This window comes from Streptomyces sp. NPDC049627, assembly GCF_044465645.1.
Lineage (GTDB): Bacteria > Actinomycetota > Actinomycetes > Streptomycetales > Streptomycetaceae > Streptomyces.
Window position 1 is genome coordinate 94604 of record NZ_JBITLW010000002.1, and the last position, 20547, is coordinate 115150.

General features: G+C 72.1%; 16 protein-coding genes. 10 read left to right on the forward strand and 6 right to left on the reverse strand.

What is annotated here, in order from left to right; all coding sequences use genetic code 11:
- The first annotated feature begins 249 nt into the window (after positions 1-249).
- Together ACIBU0_RS05395 and ACIBU0_RS05400 are read left to right on the forward strand one after the other, a co-directional pair.
- On the forward strand, positions 250-1095 hold the full coding sequence (locus tag ACIBU0_RS05395) for a hypothetical protein (protein WP_398812000.1): 846 nt from the start codon (positions 250-252) through the stop codon (positions 1093-1095).
- 59 nt (positions 1096-1154) lie between these two features.
- Positions 1155-1376 (forward strand): hypothetical protein, encoded by a 222-nt coding sequence (locus ACIBU0_RS05400; RefSeq protein ID WP_398812003.1) that lies wholly within the window; start codon positions 1155-1157, stop codon positions 1374-1376.
- A 146-nt stretch (positions 1377-1522) separates the two neighbouring features.
- Here ACIBU0_RS05400 and ACIBU0_RS05405 read toward each other — a convergent pair whose 3' ends face one another.
- From ACIBU0_RS05405 to ACIBU0_RS05425, 5 genes are read right to left on the reverse strand one after another with little or no spacing between them, the layout of a single operon-like run.
- On the reverse strand, positions 1523-1822 hold the full coding sequence (locus ACIBU0_RS05405; RefSeq protein ID WP_398812006.1) for a hypothetical protein: 300 nt from the start codon (positions 1820-1822) through the stop codon (positions 1523-1525).
- Positions 1819-3162, reverse strand: a complete 1344-nt coding sequence (locus ACIBU0_RS05410; RefSeq protein WP_398813941.1) for a hypothetical protein — start codon at positions 3160-3162, stop codon at positions 1819-1821. Before ACIBU0_RS05410 ends, ACIBU0_RS05405 begins: the two co-directional genes overlap by 4 nt.
- 5 nt (positions 3163-3167) lie before the next feature.
- Positions 3168-3509 (reverse strand): hypothetical protein, encoded by a 342-nt coding sequence (locus ACIBU0_RS05415; RefSeq protein ID WP_398812009.1) that lies wholly within the window; start codon positions 3507-3509, stop codon positions 3168-3170.
- Between the two features lie 60 nt (positions 3510-3569).
- The gene (locus tag ACIBU0_RS05420; RefSeq protein WP_398812011.1) at positions 3570-5408 is read right to left on the reverse strand and encodes a stealth conserved region 3 domain-containing protein; all 1839 of its coding nucleotides are present in this window, start codon (positions 5406-5408) and stop codon (positions 3570-3572) included.
- Between the two features lie 30 nt (positions 5409-5438).
- The gene (locus ACIBU0_RS05425) at positions 5439-7136 is read right to left on the reverse strand and encodes a stealth family protein (protein ID WP_398812014.1); all 1698 of its coding nucleotides are present in this window, start codon (positions 7134-7136) and stop codon (positions 5439-5441) included.
- A 326-nt stretch (positions 7137-7462) separates the two neighbouring features.
- Here ACIBU0_RS05425 and ACIBU0_RS05430 point away from each other — a divergent pair, with 326 nt between their 5' ends.
- Genes ACIBU0_RS05430 through ACIBU0_RS05440 form a run of 3 tightly spaced genes read left to right on the forward strand, consistent with a single transcriptional unit; the run spans position 7463 to position 9874 of the window.
- The gene (locus ACIBU0_RS05430) at positions 7463-9001 is read left to right on the forward strand and encodes an alpha/beta hydrolase (protein WP_398813944.1); all 1539 of its coding nucleotides are present in this window, start codon (positions 7463-7465) and stop codon (positions 8999-9001) included.
- 54 nt (positions 9002-9055) lie between these two features.
- Positions 9056-9244 carry a hypothetical protein gene (locus ACIBU0_RS05435; protein WP_398812017.1) on the forward strand — a complete coding sequence of 63 codons (189 nt, stop codon included), beginning with the start codon at positions 9056-9058 and terminating at the stop codon, positions 9242-9244.
- Positions 9245-9256: 12 nt separating this feature from the next.
- Positions 9257-9874, forward strand: coding sequence for a hypothetical protein (locus ACIBU0_RS05440; RefSeq protein WP_398812020.1), 618 nt, complete (start codon positions 9257-9259; stop codon positions 9872-9874).
- Here ACIBU0_RS05440 and ACIBU0_RS05445 read toward each other — a convergent pair.
- Positions 9862-13089 carry an AfsR/SARP family transcriptional regulator gene (locus ACIBU0_RS05445; RefSeq protein ID WP_398812023.1) on the reverse strand — a complete coding sequence of 1076 codons (3228 nt, stop codon included), beginning with the start codon at positions 13087-13089 and terminating at the stop codon, positions 9862-9864. The genes ACIBU0_RS05440 and ACIBU0_RS05445 overlap by 13 nt on opposite strands.
- Before the next feature lie 624 nt (positions 13090-13713).
- Here ACIBU0_RS05445 and ACIBU0_RS05450 point away from each other — a divergent pair.
- From ACIBU0_RS05450 to ACIBU0_RS05470, 5 genes are all read left to right on the forward strand, one after another.
- The gene (locus ACIBU0_RS05450; protein WP_398812024.1) at positions 13714-14436 is read left to right on the forward strand and encodes a Crp/Fnr family transcriptional regulator; all 723 of its coding nucleotides are present in this window, start codon (positions 13714-13716) and stop codon (positions 14434-14436) included.
- A gap of 216 nt (positions 14437-14652) precedes the next feature.
- A complete protein-coding gene (locus ACIBU0_RS05455) occupies positions 14653-15522 on the forward strand; it encodes a hypothetical protein (RefSeq protein ID WP_398812027.1) in 870 nt (289 codons plus the stop codon).
- 5 nt (positions 15523-15527) lie between these two features.
- A complete protein-coding gene (locus ACIBU0_RS05460; RefSeq protein WP_398812030.1) occupies positions 15528-18104 on the forward strand; it encodes a hypothetical protein in 2577 nt (858 codons plus the stop codon).
- On the forward strand, positions 18097-19857 hold the full coding sequence (locus tag ACIBU0_RS05465; RefSeq protein WP_398812033.1) for a hypothetical protein: 1761 nt from the start codon (positions 18097-18099) through the stop codon (positions 19855-19857). The genes ACIBU0_RS05460 and ACIBU0_RS05465 overlap by 8 nt, the downstream gene beginning before the upstream one ends.
- Positions 19854-20405: a Pycsar system effector family protein gene (locus ACIBU0_RS05470; RefSeq protein WP_398812036.1), complete on the forward strand. Its 552-nt coding sequence runs from the start codon at positions 19854-19856 to the stop codon at positions 20403-20405. Before ACIBU0_RS05465 ends, ACIBU0_RS05470 begins: the two co-directional genes overlap by 4 nt.
- Positions 20406-20547: the final 142 nt, after the last annotated feature.

Sequence of the window (20547 nt, forward strand, 5' to 3'; positions counted from 1 at the left end):
GCCACCCGCCCGGTCCGGCGCTCTGCGGGTGCGTCCGCCCCGGCCCGGGAGCAGGCTGAAAACACGTCCGAACACCGGCCGGACATCGCCACCTCTGCGTGGAGCGCCCTGGGGGAGCGGGAAGAGGAGATCCGGACCATGGGCGGAAGCGGGGTTTCTCACGGCGATCCGGGGCCCAGGCCGCCCACCGGGTCGGCGAGGCCGGCTGCCCAGGCGTTGCTGCCGATGATCTGGGCAGATCCTGAGCACATGCCGGAGCAGCTGGCGATGTTCGCCGTCAGGCGCTTCGGGCCACGCGCCTCAGCGGCAGCCGACCGGCGCCGGCGCGCCAACCCCGCGGACGGGTTCGGCGAACTGAGCGGCGGCGCGATCGCCCAGGGCACGCGGGTGACGATCGCCGAGGGCGCCCTCGTGGGCGGGCCCTTCGTGGTCCTGGTTCCGGCCGCCTTCGTCGCGGCCCTGCTCGCTCAGGCACAGATGGTGCTCGAACTGGCCGCGCTGTCCGGACGCGCCCCCGCGTCGGAGGACCGCGTGGTGGACCTGCTGGTGCTGCAGAGCGTGTACTCCTCTCCGGAGGCCTCGCGCGCGGCCCTGGCGAAAACCAAGCGACGGCCTTACGGCGGTCGTGGCCGTCTGCCCCGGGGGACGCGATGGCGGATGATCGTCAGGATGGCGGCGGTTCTCGGGATCATCGGCCCTCGCGACGAGCGCAGCCGACTCCGGCGGGCCGCGGAGACCACAGCTGTGGGCTTGCTGTTCCTCCTGGGCCTGGTGCTTCCGTTGATCTGGATGCCTGGCCTGGCCGTGCTGTACCGCAAGGCCACTCTGCGGCTCGGTGCACGGGCAGCCGCGTATTACACGGGTGCCACCGGTGTGCGGAGGGCCCCGCGGGTGCCCAGGGCGGCCGGCGTGTTCTCCGTGCTGCGCCTGTTGGCCTTCTCGTTGATCCCGGTGGTGCTTGCCGCACTGGCGATGGTGCTGGGGGCCCGCGTCGCCGACAGCGGATGGATCGCGGGATTGATCGTCCTGATCTGTGTGTCCCTGCCGGCCGCGGCCTGGTGGGTCGTTCGCCGGCGGCATCGGCAGGCTTCCTGAGCCGGGTCTGTGTGGACGGCCACAGCCAACGGCACGCGGGGAGGCGCATACTGGGGGCGATGACAAAGCCTGCTGCTCCGAAGCGCCATTTGCCCACCAGCCCCTTCAAGGCCCCGGTCCCCCCGGCTCCCAAGCACTTCGCCGTGGGCGACCAGGTCACACACGACATGTACGGCCTCGGCCGGGTGATCGGCATCGAGGACGGAATCGCGGCGTACGTGGATTTCGGCTCGGCGCAAGTCCGGGTCCTGAGCCCGTACGCCAAGATGACCAAGCTGTAGTAACGAAAGGCAGACCTCTCCCATCGATCCGACATCGCTGTTCTCCGCTCTGGAAAAGCAACCCCGCTGTTCCACCGAGGCATCGCCGCCTCCGGCGACAAACCCCTTCCAGGCCCCGGACTTCGGGGAGGACGAGGGGGCCCCGGTCAGTGTGCTGGAAAGAGCACAGTCAGGCGTGCCCAAGCAACCAGCATGATCGTCGTGCACGGAACGAGCCACCACAGCCGTAGCCAGCGGCGGGTGACCGCCAGCACGGCGATCGGTGTGGTGAGGAGGGCGAGGGTGAGGCCGAGCTTGCTGAACAGGCGGACGTGGTCGAAGGACTCGTGGTCCCAGGGGCCGAGTGGGTTCGACAGGTAGGCGATGCCGGTGGCGGCTCCCGCCAGGAGGCAGCCGATGACCAGCAGGAACGCGCACGCGACGCCTTTGGCTTGCGCTGCCCTCATGATTCGAGTGCCCGCTTCGCCTCGTCGACCTTCTCCGCGAACACGCGGCCGTAGGCCTGCGCGTCGTCGCTCCGGTAGTACGGGCCACCGTTGTAGCGCGCCGCGAGCTCCTGCATCTGTTGCCTGGTCATCTGCTCCGGCGGGACGTCGGCGAATTCGCTCTCGGCCTTCAGCTGGGCGAGGTACTCCGCTGCGATGTAGATGTTCTGGCCGGGGTCCTTGGTCGCGCTGACGACCTCTTCGCGCTGGGCGTCGGTGAGGTTCTCCGGGTCGTAGCCGAGGACTTCGGCGGAGCGGCGTATCTGGATGGCGAGCGGGCCCATGGAGGTCTGGTCGGCCTCTCCCAGGCCGGGCAGGTGGCGGCGGACGCCGTAGGCCGCGTCGTCGATCCAGGAAGGGTCGCCTTCCACTTCCCGCCATGCGATGCCCGCCAGCATCTCCGGAGGCAGTCCGGATACGTGCGCGGCATCCTTGATCAGCGTCCTGTTGCCCGAGATGTACCTGCGGCGGCCGGCGTCGTCGTCGGAGGGCAGGTACAGGTAGTGGTCCTGGGCGGGCGGCAGGTGGGCGAGTCTGTCGCGGATGCGCTGCAGCGGCGGTGAGACGGCCGTGCCGCCCGGCGCCCCGGGGATCGCGTCGGTCTTCATGCCGGTGCCGGGCAGCTGGGTGAGCGGGTTCACGCTCGCGTCGCCCACTTCGTGGCGCAGCGCGTCCACGGTGGCTGTCAGCAGGGTGGGGTAGTCGGCGTGTCCGCCACGGAAGTCCGGCAGGGAGCGCAGGGCCGCCCGTATCTCGTGCACGCAGTCCTCGCGGGCCGCGGACTCCACACGCCGGGCGTCGCCGTAGTGCTGCTTGGTGGCGTGGTAGTAGTGCTCGGCCTCTTCGCGGATCGCGTCCGCGTCGACGGTGAGTTCTGCCAGCCAGTCGAGGAAGCCGGTCGTGTCCCGCAGGTCTTCCCACCGGCGCAGGGGTTCCGCGGCACGCGCCGCGGGAGTGATCGCGTCGGCTTCCCGGGACATCACCTCGGCCAGGCGGTCCTCCGTGGTCCGCCCGCTCTCGAAGTGTCCCCTGGCACGCTCCACGGCCGCGGCATAGGTGTCCAGCGCCTTGCGTACGCGGCTGAAGGCCGCCGAGAGGTGTTCCGCCAGGTCGAGCGCTTCCCTCAGCCGCTTGGTGTAGCGCTCCCGGTGTTCGCTCTCCCACTCGACCTTCCCGGCCCTGCGGAAGTCGTCGTCGCACGCGGCCAGGAGGGTGTGCAGGCGGCCGTACTCGGCCGCGGTCCGTTCGATCAGCTGGGGGTTCGACGTGTCGAGGAACTCCACGTCCGCGCGGTAGGCCATGGCGCTCACCGGTCCTCGGGGGCGACGTAACGCCCCTTGTCGAGCAGGTCGTCCATGGCGCGCTGCGCGTCGGCGTCGGCCTTCACGTACGCGTTTCCCGTCGACCGCAGCTTCGTCGACAGGGCCGACAGCAAGGTCACCAGGTCGCCGTACTGGTCCTGGGCGAACCGGGCGAAGTCCTCTACGGCTTCGGCCACTTCGGGATGCGAGCGTGGTACGCGGCACTGGGTGGCGTTCTCCGCGTCCATGCGCCCGGCGTACAGCAGTCCCGCCAGTTCGTTCAGGAGATGCGAACTGCCGTCAATGGACTGGGTGTCCGCCGAGAAGCCTCCTGGGCCTGCAGCCATCGTTCCCCCGGTGTCGACTGTGATCGCGACCGTGAGCATGCCAGTTGCGGATGCAATCTGTCACCCTCGGCTCCGCTCACGGCCGGCGGGCTGCGCCGGCACCTTCTCCGTGAGCCGCGTCACCGGCCGCGAGGTGTCCCTGGCCGCCCCCTCGAAGCGGCTCGGGAACGGGTACTTGCGTTCCAGGAAGGCGTGGATGGCCGCCTCGGCCGCCGGTCTGGCCTCCGGAGCCGTGTCCACGTCGTTGAGGCAGAAGAAGTCGACGTCCTCGCCGGCCGCGAGGCGGGACAGGCGGCGGTGCATGTCCGGGGTGCCGAGCTGGACGTAGCGGAAGCGGTAGTCGGACGACGGGACGGCGCGGCCGGTGGCGATGGCCCAGTGGTGGTGGAGCGTGGAGGCCGGGGCGACGTCGGTGGTGGAGCGGAAGCGGGAGTAGGAGGTCTGCCGCAGCTCCTCGACGCCGAGGGCTTCCATGTCCCGCATGACCGAGCGGAGTTGGGGGTGCGGGGTGTGCAGGGACTTGTGGGTGATGTTCCTGCCGTGGAAGCGGGTGATCACCTCGCGGGCGTTCTTCCCCGCGGAGTTCGGGGCCGGTTCGAGGGGGTGCGGGGCGCCGACTCCGAGTTTCAGGGGGGAGAGGGGGATGCGGGCTATTCCGTTGCCGTGGAAGAAGTGCTCGGCCCGGACCGGGCGGTTGATGAAGACGTCGTCGTTGAAGTAGAGGTAGTGGTCCGACAGGCCCGGGATGTGGTGCAGGCGGCTCTCGATGGCGTGCGAGTTGAAGACCGGGAGCGCGTCGGCCGGGAGGATGTCCCGGTGGTCCACCACCGTCAGGCCCTCCGTGTCCGGGTCCAGCCAGGCGGGGAGCTGGGAGTCGGTCACCAGGTAGACGTGCCGGACGAAACCGGCGTACATCTCCAGGGAGCGCAGGGCGTACTTCAGCTCGTCGTGGCTGGTGTAGCGGGAGGCGCCGGTCTCGCGCGGGGCGATGACGTTGTCGGACAGCACCTGATACGTGCGGCGTTTCGCGGCCATCGCCGGGTCGTCGCCGTCGACCCAGGTGTATACGGCGTCCACGGGGAAGCGGACCTCGTCGATGCCCGGCGCGGCGAACGGGGCGAACGTCGGCACGCTGCGGCGGCGGACCGCGACCGCGGCCGGCTGCTGTGCCGTCACGGGGAGCACCTCCGACACGGGGTTGCGGCGCGGGGCGACGAGTGCCGGGCCGAAGACGTCCGGCGACAGCCGGCTGCCGGGCACGGTCAGCCACGAGGGGTCCGGGGCGGTGCCCTGGTCCCGGCCGTGGTGCCAGAACTCGATGTCGCAGCCCGTCTCCGGGCCGGTGAGGACCTGGCCTTGCGGGCCGAGGCGCACCACGCCGGTGCGCAGCACGGCGGCCCGTCGCACCGCCCGCGGCAGCCTTCCGTCGGCCCAGAGCGCCGCGGTCGTCACGGCGCCGTCCGGGTCCACGGCGCCCACGTACCCGGCCGTGCCGGCGAAGCGCTGGGCGGCCCGGGCGAGGACCGCCTCGCGGTACGCCTCCTCGACGCCGACGACCTGCCGGGGCGCGCCGTACCCGTGGTCGGTCGGGACCAGGAAGTACGGGACGCCCAGCCCCTCCAGCAGGGTGCACACCCGTTCCAGATCGGCCTCGACGGCGTCGCCGGCGGTGTAGGCGGTGACCGTACGGCCGTAGAGCCGTACCGGTCCGAAGGTGACCCGGCGCAGTCCGGGGACGGCGGTCCGCAGGCGCCGCCGGGACCGGGTCGCGCGCAGCGCCCAGAGGCGGGCCGCCGACCAGAGCCGCAGGCGCAGCAGAACGTGCCTCAGGCGCACCAGAACGTCCCGGGCCGCCGCCCGGCTGCCCCCCGGCAGTCCGGAACGGTGACGGATGCTCATGCCCCCCATGTCCATCCCCCCCCAGCCCTGTTACTTCTGCTTCTCGAAGGGGCTCGGGAAGGGGAAGTAGTCCTCCAGGAACTCGTTCATCCGGACACCGACCTGCTCGCGCTCCTCGGGCGGCACGTCGACGTCGTTGAGGCAGAAGAAGTCGAAGCGGCGGTTGCGGCGCAGGTCACGCAGGCGCGCCTCGGCGTCGGGGCGGCTGATGTTCACGTACCGGAAGCCGTACTTGCCGGGCACGCCGCGGCCGGTCATCAGCGCGTACTGGTAGAGCAGCGGGGCCGTCATGGCGATGTCCTGCGGCGAGCGGAAGCGGGACGCCGTGGTGCGGCGGACGTCCTCGGGAAAGAGTTCCTCCAGCGCCTGCAACGTCTCGCGCTGCTGCGGCAGCGGGGTGTGCATGAAGTTGTTCGTCGTCATCCGGCCGAACTTCTCCAGCAGCAGGCGGCGGACGTTCTTGCTGGCGGAGTTGGTGGCCGTCTCCTCGGCGTGCGGCTTGCCGACGCCGATCTTCAGCGGGGACACCGGGATCTTCATCAGACCGCTGCCGTGGAAGAAGTGCTCCGCGGTGACCCGGCGGCCGACGAACACGTCGTCGTTGAAGTAGAGGTAGTGGTCCGACAGGCCCGGGATGTGGTGCAGCCGGGTCTCGATCGCGTGCGAGTTGAAGACGGGCAGGACGTCGGGCGGGAAGATGTCGCGGTGGTCGACGACCGTGATGCCGGGGGCACCGTCGTCGAGCCAGTGCGGCTTCTGGCCGTCGGTCACGATGTAGATGTGCCGGACGAAGTCGGCGTACATCGCGAGGGAACGCAGCGAGTACTTCAGCTCGTCGTGGCTGGTGTAGCGGGAGGCGTTGGTCTCCTTGTCCAGGATCTCGGCGATGCCCTGGCCCTGGTACCGGGCCCGCTTCGCCCGCATCTCCGGCTGCTCGCCGTCGACCCAGGTGTAGACGACGTCGACGGGGAAGGTGACCTCGTTCACGGTCGGCAGGGTGAGCGGGGCGAAGGTCGGCAGCTCCCGGTCGCCGATCCGGACCGTGGCCGGCTTCTGCTCGGACGCCGGCAGTACGTCCGTGATGCCGTTGTTGCGGGGCGCGACAAGGGACTCGGCGAAGATGTCCTCCGACGCCTGCGGCTGCACCTTGGCCAGTCGCCGGGGCCCGTCGGGGGAGGCGAGCAGTTGGGCCCCGTCCTCCCAGAACTCGACGTCACAGGCGAGCTCCGGCCCGGCGAGCAGCTGACCCGAGGGGCCGAGGCGGTTCTCACCGACCCGCAGGACGGGGGCCGTGCGCAGGGCGGCCGGCAGGACACCGTCCAGGAACAGGGCGGGGTTCTTGAGCTGTCCGCCGGGCAGCGGTCTGCCGATGAACACCGCCTTGCCCGCGTTCTGCTTCTCGAGGGCGGCAAGGAGACGCTCCCGGTCGACGGCGTTCACGCCGACCGTGTGGCGGGTGCGCGAGGCCGGCACCAGGAAGTAGGGGATGCCCTCCTGCTCCAGCGCGGCGACGACCAGGCCGAGGTTGGCGGCGGCCGCCTCGGCGGCGCTGAACCGGGTCACGACCCGTCCGTAGAGCTGCTGGCCGCGCACCGCCACCGGGCGGAGCACCGGGTCCGTGACCGCTGCTCTGCGGCGCCGCCGCATGGTCCGCAGCTGCCAGACCTGTTCGGCGGCCTTCCGCTCGACTCGCGGTCGCATCCGCCGCGCAAAGGAACGCACGGTCACGTTCTGAGCTCCTCTTCACCAACCCCCGGGACATCCCTGCGATAACCAGACAGACGTATGGGGCCGAAGGTTGTAGAAGAGTTCTCCGAGAATTAACGAACGGAGGGCTGTACGCACAACCGGCACACGGCCGGGCGTGGTAGAGAGCCGGGTTCCGAGTAAGACGGCGAAGAGCCGGTCGTGGTTGTCCGACTCGGGGACCATCGGCACGCCCGTCCGTCCGTCCGCGGTCGGAGAAATCCTGTCTCTCCGGTGGATTCGCTCAACTCCTTTGCACGGGAGGGTTGGTGCGTCCCATACGCACCGACCTCAAGGACCTCCCCCACGTGCGCAGTAGTCGAACAGCCCCGTTCCTGGCGGCCGGCGTCGTCGCCACTCTGATTCCCGCACTCGCACCGGCCACGGCCTCCGCCGCCGAGAACCCCCTGAGCCAGTACCTGCAGCAGAGACCGGCCTGGCACCGCTGCGACCGGGAGGCGCCGGCGGCCCTCCAGTGCGCCACGATCAAGGTGCCGCTCAACTACAGCCGCCCGAACGGCAAGAAGATCGACCTCGCGATATCGAGGTACCGGACGAGCGTGCAGAGCGAGCGCCGCGGTGTGCTCCTGCTCAACCCGGGCGGCCCGGGCGGTACGGGCGTCGACATGCCGCAGTTCCTGGCGGGCGAACTGCCGAAGTCCGTCAAGCGCAAGTACGACCTCGTGGGCTTCGACCCGCGAGGCGTCGGGCAGAGCTCCCCCGTGACCTGCGGCATGACGGCCGGCGAACAGAACTGGGAACGGCCGTACAAGCCCGAGACGTTCGCCAAGGACGTGAAGTGGGCCCGGACCGTCGCCGAGAAGTGCTACGCCAAGCAGGGCGACAAGCTGCGCCACATCACCACCCGCAACACCGCCCGGGACATGGACGTCATCCGTGCCGTGCTCGGCGAGAAGAAGATCTCCTACCTGGGGTACTCGTACGGCACCTACCTCGGCGCGGTCTACACGCAGATGTTCCCCGGGCGCTCCGACCGCTTCGTGCTGGACAGCGCCGTCGACCCGGCCCGGGTCTGGCGCGGCATGATCCAGGTCTGGGCGGAGGGCGGCGAGCCCGCGTTCACCCGGTGGGCCGAGTGGACCGCCGGGCGCAACGCGACGTACCAGCTGGGGCAGACCCCTGAGGCGGTCCGCAAGACCTTCTACGACCTGGTCGCCCGGGCCGACCGCAAGCCGATCGAGCTCGACGGGGCCAAGCTGACCGGCGACGACATCCGCTCCAACGCCCGGGGCATCGTCTTCAGCGTGCGCGACGCCGCCGAGTGGGTCGGCCGGCTGAAGAAGGCCGCCGAGGGCAGGTCCCGCTCCGGTGGCGGGGCGACGAGGACGCCCACGCCCGTACCGCCGTCGTTCGGCCGCGCCGCGCCGCCCGAGGACAACGGCGACGCCGCCTTCTGGACCGTCGTCTGCGCCGACACCCGCAACTGGCCGCGCGATCCCGAGCAGTACCGCGCCGACGCGATCCGGGACAAGGGCAGGTACCCGCTGTACGGCGACTTCGCGTCCAGCATCAAGCCGTGCGCGTTCTGGAAGACGAACGGCGGTGAGGCCGCCACCAAGGTCGACAACAAGGTCGGCACGCTGATCCTGCAGAACGAGTGGGACCCCCAGACGCCGCTGACCAGCGGCCAGGGCCTGCACCGGGTCATGAAGGGCTCGAAGATGGTCACCGTCCTCGGAGGCGTCGGACACGGCATCTACGGCTCCAAGTCCTGCGCGGACAAGACGGCCACGGCCTATCTGACCACCGGCAGGCTGCCGGCCACGGACGTGACCTGCCAGGCCGCGCCGACGGCGGGCCGGCGAGGGATGGTCGACCGTTTCTGAACCCCGCGGGGTGAACGGTGGTTTGTACGGATATCGTAGGGAATGGGGTACGGGGTGCGTCGGCTGACGGGCCTGATGTTGGTGATCGCGGCGATAGCTCTCGCGACCTGGTTGTTCTTCGGGCCCGCGGCCGACTGGGAGGGCGGCGCGCGGCTTGGCCGCTTCGCCCTCCTGCTGAGCTGTTACGGAGCGATCCACGGTGGCGTCGGGCTGATCTACCCCGACACGGCGAAGGACGGATGAGAGACTCGCTCCATGCCCCCCTCAACCGCCCTGCGGCGCACACCTGTTGCCGGTCTCGTCCTGGCCGGCGCCCTGACCCTCACCGCCTGCGGTGAGGTGCGCGCCCCGGGTTCGGTGGCCGCCGCCACGCCGAGCGCTTCGGCGAGTGCTTCGGTGAGTGCTTCGGCGAGTGCCAGTGCTCCGGGTGCCTCCCCGTACGTGGAGCCGGGGGCCGGTGACGGCGCCCCTCACTACCACGAGAACAACGCCTACCGGCAGTCCGGCGACATGACCCCCGCGCACGCGAGGGACGCCGAGCGGGAGGCCGCGCGCATCAGGCCGGTGCTCGAACGGCTGTGGAAGCAGCGCACCTGGGACCCCTCGGCGGTGCGCGCCGCCCTGCTGCGGCTCGGCTACGAGGAGGAACGCGTCACACCGGACGGCAAGCGGCTCGGCGGGACGCTCACCGTCCGGGAGATGTTCCCGCGTTACCAGGACGACGGCTATGTCACGCCCGAGGGAGCCCTGGTCGCCCTGCGCGTCCATGCCGACGCCTGCGTCTCGGCGTTCGTGCAGAAGTCCAACTACGAGGTGAGGACCAACGGCCCGTACCCGGAGACCGGCTGCTTCGAGCCGCCCTACGGCCACTGATCGGCCTGCGGCGGCACGCCGACGTCCGCGAAGATGTCCCGCGCCTCCTGTCTCCTGCCGAGGGTCAGGAGCGTGCGGGCCTCGCCGAGGCGGTGGCCGGTGTCGCGGTGCAGGGACAGGGCCTCGTGGGCGAGGGTGACGGCCGTGGTGTGGTCCCCGTTCGCCTCCGCCGTCAGGGAGAGCGCGGTCAGTGCCTGGCCCTCCACCACGCGGAACGAGTGGTCGCGCGCGATGCCCAGCGCCTGCTCGGCATGGCCGCGGGCCTGGTCGTGCCGTCCCAGTCGCAGGTATGTGAGGGCGAGCCCCAGGGTGCAGTCCGCCTCGGTGCGCCGGTGCCCCGACTCGCGGGCCAGGGTGAGAGCCTGGCCACCCGCCCGCACCGCCCGGTCGGGACGGGCCAGTTGCCGGTGAGCGGTGGCCATCGTGTTGAGGATGCCGGCCTGGATCCAGCGCCGCCCCCTGTTCTTGCCCACCGCAAGAGCCCCTTCGGCCTGTTCCAGCGCCTCGTCGTGACGGCCGAGCTCGATGTTGATCCTCGCCACCGAGTCCAGCATCATGGCGCGGTCGTTGCGGTATCCGCCCTTGCGGTCAGCGATCAGCTCGGGGCCGAAGGCGTCGAGGCCGTCGGTCAGACGGCCCAGTTCCCAGTACACCAGGCCCAGATTCTGCAGAGCCAGGCTGTGGTCGTTCCATCCGATCTCCTTGTTCCGGCGGATGGCCGTCTCGAGGTGATCGGCGGCCTCGCGCAGCCGGCCCAGATCCCGGCAGGTCACACCGAGGACGACCAGGCCGAGCGTTTCCAGGTAGCGGTTTCCGGCGGCCCGGGTGATCCGCAGACCCGTGGTGACGTGCTCGAACGCGCTGTCGAGGCGCGCCATGCTCCACTCCGCCTGGGCCAGACCGCCGAGACCCGCGGCCTCGCCCGTCGCCCAGCCGATCTCCCGGCTGATCTCCCGTACGCGGGTGTGGTGATGCAGCGCCTGCCTGCCGTACCCCCGGTCCGACTTGAGCAGGCCGAGGCCGCTGTGCATGGCCGCCTGACCGAACAGGTCGCCCTCGGCCGTGGCGGCGTCCAGCGCCGTCTGCGCCACGGTCTGCCAGGTCGCCCGGGGCAGATTGATCCAGCAGTAGCCGAACAGCGCGTTCGCCAGATGCCAGGCCACCGGGCGGGGCCCGTGGCGCTTGGCATGGCTGATGAGGGCGAGCAGATTCGCCCGCTCCGCCTCCAGCCACTGTCCGGCTCCGGCGGCGGGCGGCAGACCCGGTCGGCCGTCCCCTATGAGGTCATGGGTCAGCTCGGGGAACATCCAGGTCCCCCCGGTCACACGGGCGGCGCTCACGTACCAGAGCAGGACACGTCTCAACGCGGCGTCGCGGTCCGCTGCCGTCTCCTCCACCTGCGCCCGCTCCTGCGCGTACTCGCGGAGCAGATCGTGGAAGCGGTACCGGCCCGTCGCCGCGGGCTCGATCAGGTGGGCCGCGGCCAACGCGCCGATCAGGCGCCGGGCCTGCGGCAGCGGTACGTCCAGGAAGGCCGCGGCGACCTCGGCGGTGAGCTCCGGTCCGGGGAAGAGCCCGAGCAGACGGAACAGTCGCCGTGCGGCGGGGGACAGGACTCCGTACGACGCCGAGAAAGCCGTACGCAACGGCGAACTGTCGGCATCGTCCGGCGCCAGCGCCTCCAGGCGGTTGCCCTCGGCCATCTCGGCGACCAGGTCGGACAGGCGCAGGCCCGGGTCGCCCGCCAGCCGGGCGGCGGCCAGGCGCAGCGCCAGCGGGAGGCTGCCGCACAGCCGGACCAGGTCGTCGACCACCGTCGGCGGTTCCGCGGACAGGCGGGGCGTGCCGAGTATCTCGCCCAGCAGGGCGCGGGCCTCGTCCGGCAGCAGCAGGTCCAGGGGCAGGGCGTGGGCCCCGTCGCGGGCCACGAGGTCGCCGAGGCGGTTGCGGCTGGTGACGACGACACAGCAGGACGGGCTGCCCGGGAGCAGCGGGCGGACCTGTTCCGCCGACGCCGCGTTGTCCAGGAGGACGAGGAGGCGCCGGTCGGCCAGCAGGGTCCGGTACAGGCGGCCCTGGGCCTCCTCGTGCAGGGGAATCTCCGACGCCGGCAGTCCCAGGCCCCGCAGCAGCAGCTCAAGTGCCTCGCCGGCCGTGAGCGGCGGCCGGTCGTGGTCGAAGCCGTGCAGGTTGACGTACAGCTGGCCGTCCGGGAAGCGATGGCGCACCTGGTGTGCCCAGTGCACCGCGAGCGCGGTCTTGCCGATGCCGGCGGCGCCGCCGATGGCGGAGATGACGACCGTGTTCGCCGGTCCCTCACCGGGCTCCGGCGGGAGCAACGCGTGCAGCCGGGCGAGCTCCTCCACCCGGCCCGCGAAACCCGCCGCGTCGTGGGGCAGTTCGGCCGGGACGGACGGTGCTCTCTCGCGGGTCGGGGCCGGTGCCGGTGCTGCCGCCGCCGGGTCGTTGTCGAGGATGAGGCGGTGCAGGGTCTGCAGTTCCGGTGCCGGGTCGACGCCGAGGTCCTCGGCGAGGCGTTTGCGGATGCCGTCGTAGTGGAGGAGCGCCTCGGCCTGTAATCCGCTCCGGTACAGGGCGGTCAGGAGCTGCCCGGCCATCCGTTCGTCGAGGGGACGGTCGGCGGCGAGTTCGCGCAGCCGGGGGAGGATCTCCGCATGGCGGCCCCTGCGCAGCTGCACCTCGTGGTACTGCAGCAGCGCTACGGCCTGCTCGCTCGCCAGCCTGTCCCGCATCGCCTGCGCCCATGCCCCCGTCAGCCCGGTCAGAGGCTCGCCGCGCCACAACTCCAGGGCCCGCTCGAAGAGTTCGGCGGCCCGGTCGTCGCTGTCGGCCTCCCGAACGGCTTCCTGTGCGCGGGCCCGGCCGACCAGGTCGCGGAACCGGTACAGGTCGACGCGCTCGGTGGGCGTCAGCAGCGTGTAGCCACCCTGGGTCCGGTCCAGCCGTACGCCCGTGGCCGCCGTGTCCGCCTGGTGCAGCGCGGTCTTCAGGCGGCCGACATAGCCGTAGATCACATTGCGCACCGAAGCCGGCGGGTCGTCGCCCCACACCCGGTCGACGATCGTCTCGATCGGTACGACGCGGTTGGCCTCCAGGAGGAGAACGGCCAGCACGCACCGCTGACGGGGCCGGCCGAGGTCGATCTCCGCGCCGTCCGCCCATGCCTGTACCGGCCCCAGCAACCGGATCTCCACCGGCCCGCCCTCCCGTCACCGACCATGCCTTCCGACCGGCATGGTCCATGCCGCACGACCTGCGCGTACAGGTTTCCTCAACATTCTCTCCGGTTCCCCGCGGAAAGCTGACGGCAGCACCCAGGGGGCAGCGGCCACGCCGCGCAGGCCGCCGTCCGTCGGTACCGGGGGGAACCGGCGGACGGCGGCGCTTCCCTCGTCCGCACCCGCCGGAGGGCCACCGTGAAGGTCCCGCAGTCGCCCCGCCTCACGGCTCCCGCCCGACGCACCGTCCTCTCACCTCGCCACCACCTCTTCATCACCGTGGTCACAGCTCAAACCCGAGTTTTCGCCAACTCCTCACCGGCTGACCGATTTCCGGCGTCGATGCGACCCCTTGTTCGAGCGCCGGGTCTGACCTCAAGGTCGTCCCTTCGCGCGCAGGTGGGGCGGGCCCGGCCTGCGGCGGGAGCCGGTGGCCGGGATACGACGGGGGCGCGCGGCGACAGGGCGACCAACCTGGCATTCCGCAACTACCGGTCAGTACCCCTGGTATGGCGCAATCCGCTCGGCCCGAAACTTCGCCCTGCCACCATCAACACCCATCGAAAATCCAGGCGTCCGGAATGCGGCGGGGGGCCGGCCATGGGGCTGCTCGGAAATGAGCGGGCGTTCGCGCACACGCTGACTCCCCAGGAGCACGAGAGCGTCATGGCCCTCGGCAACCGGAAGAGCTACCCGGCCGACGCCCATCTGCTCACAGAGGGTGACCGGTCCAGTCACGTCGTGATCATACTTCGGGGGTGGGTGACCGTGTCCGTGGCGACGGACCGTGGGGCCACCCGGCTGATACTCGGCCTGCGCGGCCCGGGCGAACTGCTCGGTGAGATGGCCGCGCTGGATCCGCATCCCCGCAGCGCCACCGTGCGCGCCCTGGGCCCCATAGAGGCCCAGGTCATATCCGGGGATGCGTTTCGTCGTTTTCTCGCCCTGCACCCCCGCGTCAGCGGCCTGGTGATACGTCAGCTCACCTCCCGGCTGCGCAGCGCCGACCAGGAGCGGTCCGCGCTCGCCTCGCTCACCGTGCTGCAGCGCCTGGCCGGCCGGCTCACCGAACTCTCGGGAGCCGAGCCCTCCGGCCCCTACGCCCCGTCCGCGGCGGGCCCCTCGAACGGCTCCGCCGCCTTGGGCCCCGTCGTCCACCTGGCCCAGGACGAACTGGCCGCCACGATCGGGGCGACCCGCGAAGCCGTCGCCAAGGCCCTACGGCTGCTGCGCACCCAGAACATCGTGCGCACCGGCAACCGGATGGTGGAGATCCTCGACCCCGCGTTGCTCGCCCTCCTCGCGGACGGGCACGAGGAGTAGCCCCAGGAGCAGACCCACGCCCGGCCGTGTGTAAACGGCTACAGACGCCTCCCGCCCGGGGCCCGACTCTGAGGGAACGGACGGGACCCCTCCCGAGGACCGCCACGACACTGTCCGGGCCACCTCCGCGCACCGGCTCCTCGGGCCGGACAACCACCTCTTCGAGCAGGACGAACCACCTCTTCGGCAAGCGAACAGAACACGCAGGGGGCACGGGTGAACCACGACGCTCTGGAACTCACCGAGGCGCACTACGAGTTGGTGATCAGCGTCGACGCCAGACGTTCCGGCGAGTACGACGACGTCGGCAAGCCGCGCATGCGCGCCCGGATCTACCGGGTGCTGGAGACGGCCTTCACCCACGCCAAGGTGGCTCGGGACGCCGTCCACATGGAGGACCGCGGCGACGGTGTGCTGCTGTCGGTCGCGGGCCGGATCGCGGTGAGCCGGCTGCTCGGCCTGTGGATGGTCGAGGTGCACGAGAACCTGCGGGACGAGAACCGTGATCTGGCGGTCCCGCTCGGGCTGCGCATCGGTATGCACGTCGGCCCGGTCCGGCACGACGACCGGGGCATCAGCGGACGCGCCGTCGACCTCGCCTGCCGGCTGGCCGACTCCCCCGTAGCCCGGCGGCTCCTCGACGCCGAGAAGGCCGACCTCGTGCTGGTGACCTCCCAGGCGCTGTACGAGGACGTGGTCAGTGCGGGCGGCAAGTTCATCGAGCCCGCGCGCTACGCGCCGGCCCGGCTGCGGCTCAAGGAGGGCGAGGTCACCGCCTTCTTCCACCTGCCCGGGCGGCCCGCGCCGAAGATCCCCGAGAGCGCCGCACCGGCAGCGGCGGCGTCCGACGAGCCGGCGCCGACGCCTGCCGCCGCTCCCCTGCCCGCCGTCGACGACGAGCTCGACGGCGCCGACGAGGAGGAGTTCGAGGTCGTCGACATGTCCGGCCATCGGGCCGGCCGCGTCGGGATTCATCAAAACGTCAGGCGCGACGCGTTCCATAACGACGGCTCCGTCTTCCACGGGAACGTGCAGATGGGCGGCGGCACCACCAACAACCACGGCACCGGGCAGCAGAAGGGCTGAGGCGGGTGAGCGACGACGAGCAGGCGGGCGGCGCGGCCGACGACGCCCCCGAGCAGCCCGGCGCGGGACGGTCGTCCGACGACGGCAAGAAGGCCGGGGACGACAGGAAGGCCGGCGACGACCGGAAGCAGGACCGGGGCAGGCAGGACCGGGACGACCGGGCCCGTGACGGCGACGACAAGTCCGACGAGGAGAAGTCCGCGGAGGACGAGGAGGCGGAGAAGGAGAAGGAGCGGGAGAAGGAACGGGAGCGCGCCGCCGGGCGGTTCAAGGAGCGCACCCGCGACCCCCTCGCCGACGAGCAGGGCGAGGAAGGGCCGACCGATCTCGCCGCCGCCGCACGGACCCGCCGGGCCACCCGGCAGTTGTTCGACGTCCGCCGGGATCTGATCAGCTTCGCCCACTCCCGGCTCCAGAGCGCCCACATCGGCGACAACTTCAACCTGCTGCTGGGCTCCCGCCAGGCGGGCGCCGGTATGCGCAGCGGCCCCGTGCCCGAGGAGGAGCTGCGCAGGCTCCGCCGGGTGCACGTGGAGCCGGAGGGGTACGTACGGCTGCGCACCGCGCTGCGCGCCCGGCGCCTGCTCGTGCTCGGTGCCGCGCCCGGCACGGGACGTACGAGCACCGCGCTCTCGCTCCTCGACGAGGTCACGACCTCCACGGCGGACGGCACGGACGCGGAGTCCGTCGCCCGCGTCCGGCGGGTGGATTCGGACGGCGGGATACGGCAGTTGGCCGAGACGCTGGACAGCGAGGGCGGGGACGCCTGGCGCGGCACGGGCCATCTGCTGGAGCTGTCCCTGGCGCGGCCCGGTGTCCTGCCCCCGGACGAGATGGACCTCGACGAGCTCGCCGCGGCCCTGGCCCGCCGGGAGGCCTTCGCGGTGGTCGTGGTGGCCGTCGGGTCGGCGGCGAACCCGCTGCTGGCCGGGCGGTACGGCATGCTCTGCCCGCCCGCGCCCACCGAGGAGCTGCTGGCCACCCGGTTACGCGAGCAGCTTCAGGAGCGGGCCGCCGATGCCCGGGTGGACGACACGTCCCTGGACGACCTGCTGGCCCGGGCGGAGGACCTCGCGGCCCGGGCGGAGGTCGACGACGCCGTCGGGCTGAAGGACCTGCGCCCCGCCGAGGCCGAGTTGCTGGCGTCGCTGCTGGCCGGGCATGTGCTGGGGGACGTCTCCTACGAGGAGTTGCTGTCCGGCTGCCGCAGCATCGCCGCCGAGCAGGCCCAGGAGTGGTTCGCCGGCGTGGACCGGGCGCTGGCCGCGCCCCCGGAGGGAGCGGAGCGGGCGGACCGGGGCGCGGCACGGCCGGGGACGGCGACACTGTTCCATCCGGTGGCGTTCCGGATCGCGCTCGCCGTCCTCGGCGGGGCCTCGCACAGCGCCGTGGCCACCGCCGCCCACCTGCTGACCTGGGAACTGTCGGTCCAGTCCGACCCGGACCACACCCCGGCCCGCCCGCTGTTCTGCGACGACCCGGAAGCCGACGTGGCGCTCTCGCGCGCCGAACTCACCGACGGCAAGGTGGAGGTGGCCGGGCACGACGTCCCGGCCCGGCTGATCTGGTACCGGGGTGCCGCCCTGCCGTCGGCGGTGCTGACCGAGCTGTGGGACCGGCACTTCCCGGTCCGGGCGCCGGTGGTGCGCTGGCTGCGGCTGCTGGCGGACGATCCGCGCTCCCAGGTGTGGATGCGCGCCGCGGTGGCCGCCGGTGAGCTGTGCGTACGGGACTTCGACCACGGCTACACCGAACTGGTCCGTCCGCTCGCCGAGTCCACCGCGAACCGCCGGCTGATCTTCGCGGCCACCACGCTGGACCAGGCGGCCTCGCACGCCTCGCACCGCAAGGCGGTGCACAGGCTGATCGGTGACTGGGTCAAGCGGGGCACCCCGTCGCAGCGCTGGTCCGCGGCGTGGGCGCTGGGCTACGGCAACGCGGCCGCCTCGATGGACGCCACCCTCGACGCCCTGGCCCGGATCGGGGCCCGGGACGAGGGGGAGCTGGTGTCGGTCGCCTCCCACAACGTCGTACGGCTGCTGGTGCTGCCGGACGCCGCCGAGGTGCTGGCACGGATGGCCGAGTGGACGCACCACAAGCGTGAGCCGTACCAGGACCTGGGTCTGGCGGCCACCGTGCGGCTCGCCCTGACGACGGTGGACGAGCTGCTGATGGACCCCGACGCCCCGCTGGACGACTGCGACTCCCCGTGGGCGGACCGCGGGGACTGGCCGCTCGTGCTGGCCCTGGCCGCGATCCGGCCCGAACTCGTCGAGGCGATGGCCGACTTGATGTGGACCGCGCTGAACACGGCGCGGTCGAAGGACGTCGCGATGGACGCGCTGGAGGAGCTGCTGCGGTCGGCGGTGCGCAAGGACGGCAGCGAGTGGACCCGGCCGGGGCTGGCGGCGCTGCTGCCCGCGCTGGCGACGGACGAGCAGGACCGGCGGCGGCTGGACTGGCTGCTGCGCCGAATGATGAACGACCCCGAGAAGCCGCTCCCCGAGCCGAAGGCGCGCGACCTGTGGTTCCTCGCCGTCCCCGCGCCGGAGCGGACCCGCCAGGAGGAGAGGCATGGCTGACAACGAGGACGCGAGGGCGCAGGCGAAGCAGCGGCTCCAGGCGAGACGGGCCGCCGCGGACACCGGCCCCAAGGGTCCGTTCCTGCGGGAGTACGCACCGACGGGCGGGCTGCCGGCGGTGAGCGCCCAGAAGACCTCGGTGGTGTTCTACCGGAACGGCGGCTACAGCGTGGTCACCGCCTTGGGCGTGCGGCACGTCGACAAGCCGATGCTGGCCCGGCCGTACACCGTCTGCGAGATCGCGGTCGGCACGCTCGTGACGCCCCTGCGGATCGAGCTCCCGGCCGCGGGCGGCACTTCCTTCTTCAAGGCCGAGGTGGACATCGAGTGGGAGGTGACCGATCCGCACATGGTCGCCGTCCAGGCCGTGAAGGACGTCGCCACGCGGCTCACCGCCCCGATCCTGGAGCGGTTGCGCGAGGTGACTTTGTCCTACCGGGTGACCGACGCCGAGCAGGCCAACCGGACCATCACGCGCGAGTGCGCCGGCGGCCGCTGGAGCGACCTGGGGGCCGAACTCGGCCTGCGGGTACGGCTGTACGTGCGCCTGGGCGTGGACGACGACGCCATCGCGCACGCCAAGAAGAAGCGGGAGGTGGCGGCCGAGGCCGAGGTGACCCGGCAGCGCCAGGCGGAGTACCGGCGCATGTTGCAGGGCGGCGACCTGGAGCAGCTCAGCTTCATGCTGGCGGCCGACCCCGACGGGGCGAAGGACTTCCTGGAGAAGATCCGCCAGGAGGGGAGGGAGGACGAGAGGGAGCGGGTCGACCGGCTCTACGCCATGGCGATCAGCGGCGAACTCTCGACCGTCGACGTCGAGACACAGATCCTGAACCTCCTCAACCCCAAGGGGCGCCGCCCTCTTCAGGGCCCCATCGGGTCGCTCCCGCCCCGCCGGGAGCCGCGGCAGCTGGAGCCGGCCGCGGACGGGCCGTTCACCCCCGACTGGGTGTCGGACGAACCGCCCCGCCGCCGCTCCCACCGGCCCGGGCCCGACCGGGCCGACTACGACGACCCGGGCACCCGCACCCGGCGCCGCAACCACCGGCCGGACCCCTACCCGGCGGACGACCGCGATGACGACGACCGGCGCGCCCCCGCCCGGGGAAGGGCCCAGCGGCCCGGACCCTCCTACCCGCGTGACGACGCCGAGTACGACGAGCCGCGCGTCACCTCCCGGCAGCGCGCCTACCGCCCGGAGCCCTACCCGGGAGCGGACCGCGAGGACGACGCACCGCGCGCCCGCACAGACCGGCAGGCCTACCGGCCGGAGCCGTACGCCACAGGCCCGGACGCCGGCCGCGACGACCCACGCACCCGCGACGACCGTCCCCGCCCCTACCGGTCCGAGCCGTACCACCCGGACGACGACGGCGACCACGACGATCCGCGCGCCCGCACAGACCGGCAGGCCTACCGGCCGGAGCCGTACACCACAGGCCCGGACACCGGCCGCGACGACCCACGCACCCGCGACGACCGTCCCCGCCCCTACCGGTCCGAGCCATACCACCCGGACGACGACGGCGACCACGACGATCCCGGCAGCCGGGCCCGGCGGCGGCCCGCGCGGCCGGAGCTCCCCTCGGGCCCGGACCCCGACGACTACGACGACCCGCGCGCCCGCGACGACCGTTCCCGCACCTACCGGCCCGAGCCGTACCACCCGGACGACGACCTCGACCGGGAACGGCCGCGCCGCCGCAGACGTGCCGCGGACGACGGTTGGTCCTGGGCGGAAGAGGACCGATGACCGCCGGCGGTGCGGCACGGACCTCCCCCGACCCGGTCGGGCCTGTGCCGGACGGGGGTCGGCACTGCCACGACCGGGCGGGGGAGCGCATCGCCGAGCGGCTGCTGGCCACCGTCCGGGAGGACCTCGGCCGCGCCGACTCCAAGGCGGCCGTCCTGCTCTCGGGGACGCTCGCGCTGCCCGCCTTCCTGGCCGGGTGGCGCGGCACACCCGGGTGGGACGGGGTCGCCGACCTGACGCTGGTGCTCTCCGGGCTGCTGTGGGGCGTCGCGGTGGCCGCGCTGGTCGCCGCGCTGATGCCGCGCACCGGCACGGTCCGCGCCGGGGACGGGGTGACGTACTTCGGCGATCTGGTGGGGCCCCACGATCTCGCGAGGCTGACCGCCCGGGTCGTCGAGGCCGGGCGCGATCCCGCCCGGTGGCTGCTCGTCCAGGCCGTGGACGTCAGCTCGATCCTGTCCGCCAAGTACCGGGCCATCCGCTGGGGCGTGGGCTCGCTCGCCCCGTCGGCGGCCCTGGCCGTGGTCTGGGGGCTGACAGCGGGCTGATCCCGACGGCGCACGCAACACCGGTGTACCACCGCGCACACGCCAACGCATCGCCGCACCCGGCGCCTGCGCGCACCAGGCACGACCCAGACGCGTCACCACGTACACGTCGCACGACGAACAAAGCACCTCAGCAAGACGA

What these genes read in the sequence shown, in the direction of transcription:
- ACIBU0_RS05395 (WP_398812000.1), top strand. Translation starts at nt 250, where the DNA reads ATGCCGGAGCAGCTGGCGATGTTCGCCGTCAGGCGCTTCGGGCCACGC.
- ACIBU0_RS05400 (WP_398812003.1), top strand. Translation starts at nt 1,155, where the DNA reads ATGACAAAGCCTGCTGCTCCGAAGCGCCATTTGCCCACCAGCCCCTTC.
- ACIBU0_RS05405 (WP_398812006.1), bottom strand. Translation starts at nt 1,822, where the DNA reads ATGAGGGCAGCGCAAGCCAAAGGCGTCGCGTGCGCGTTCCTGCTGGTC.
- ACIBU0_RS05410 (WP_398813941.1), bottom strand. Translation starts at nt 3,162, where the DNA reads ATGGCCTACCGCGCGGACGTGGAGTTCCTCGACACGTCGAACCCCCAG.
- ACIBU0_RS05415 (WP_398812009.1), bottom strand. Translation starts at nt 3,509, where the DNA reads ATGGCTGCAGGCCCAGGAGGCTTCTCGGCGGACACCCAGTCCATTGAC.
- ACIBU0_RS05420 (WP_398812011.1), bottom strand. Translation starts at nt 5,408, where the DNA reads ATGAGCATCCGTCACCGTTCCGGACTGCCGGGGGGCAGCCGGGCGGCG.
- ACIBU0_RS05440 (WP_398812020.1), top strand. Translation starts at nt 9,257, where the DNA reads ATGCCCCCCTCAACCGCCCTGCGGCGCACACCTGTTGCCGGTCTCGTC.
- ACIBU0_RS05450 (WP_398812024.1), top strand. Translation starts at nt 13,714, where the DNA reads ATGGGGCTGCTCGGAAATGAGCGGGCGTTCGCGCACACGCTGACTCCC.
- ACIBU0_RS05465 (WP_398812033.1), top strand. Translation starts at nt 18,097, where the DNA reads ATGGCTGACAACGAGGACGCGAGGGCGCAGGCGAAGCAGCGGCTCCAG.
- ACIBU0_RS05470 (WP_398812036.1), top strand. Translation starts at nt 19,854, where the DNA reads ATGACCGCCGGCGGTGCGGCACGGACCTCCCCCGACCCGGTCGGGCCT.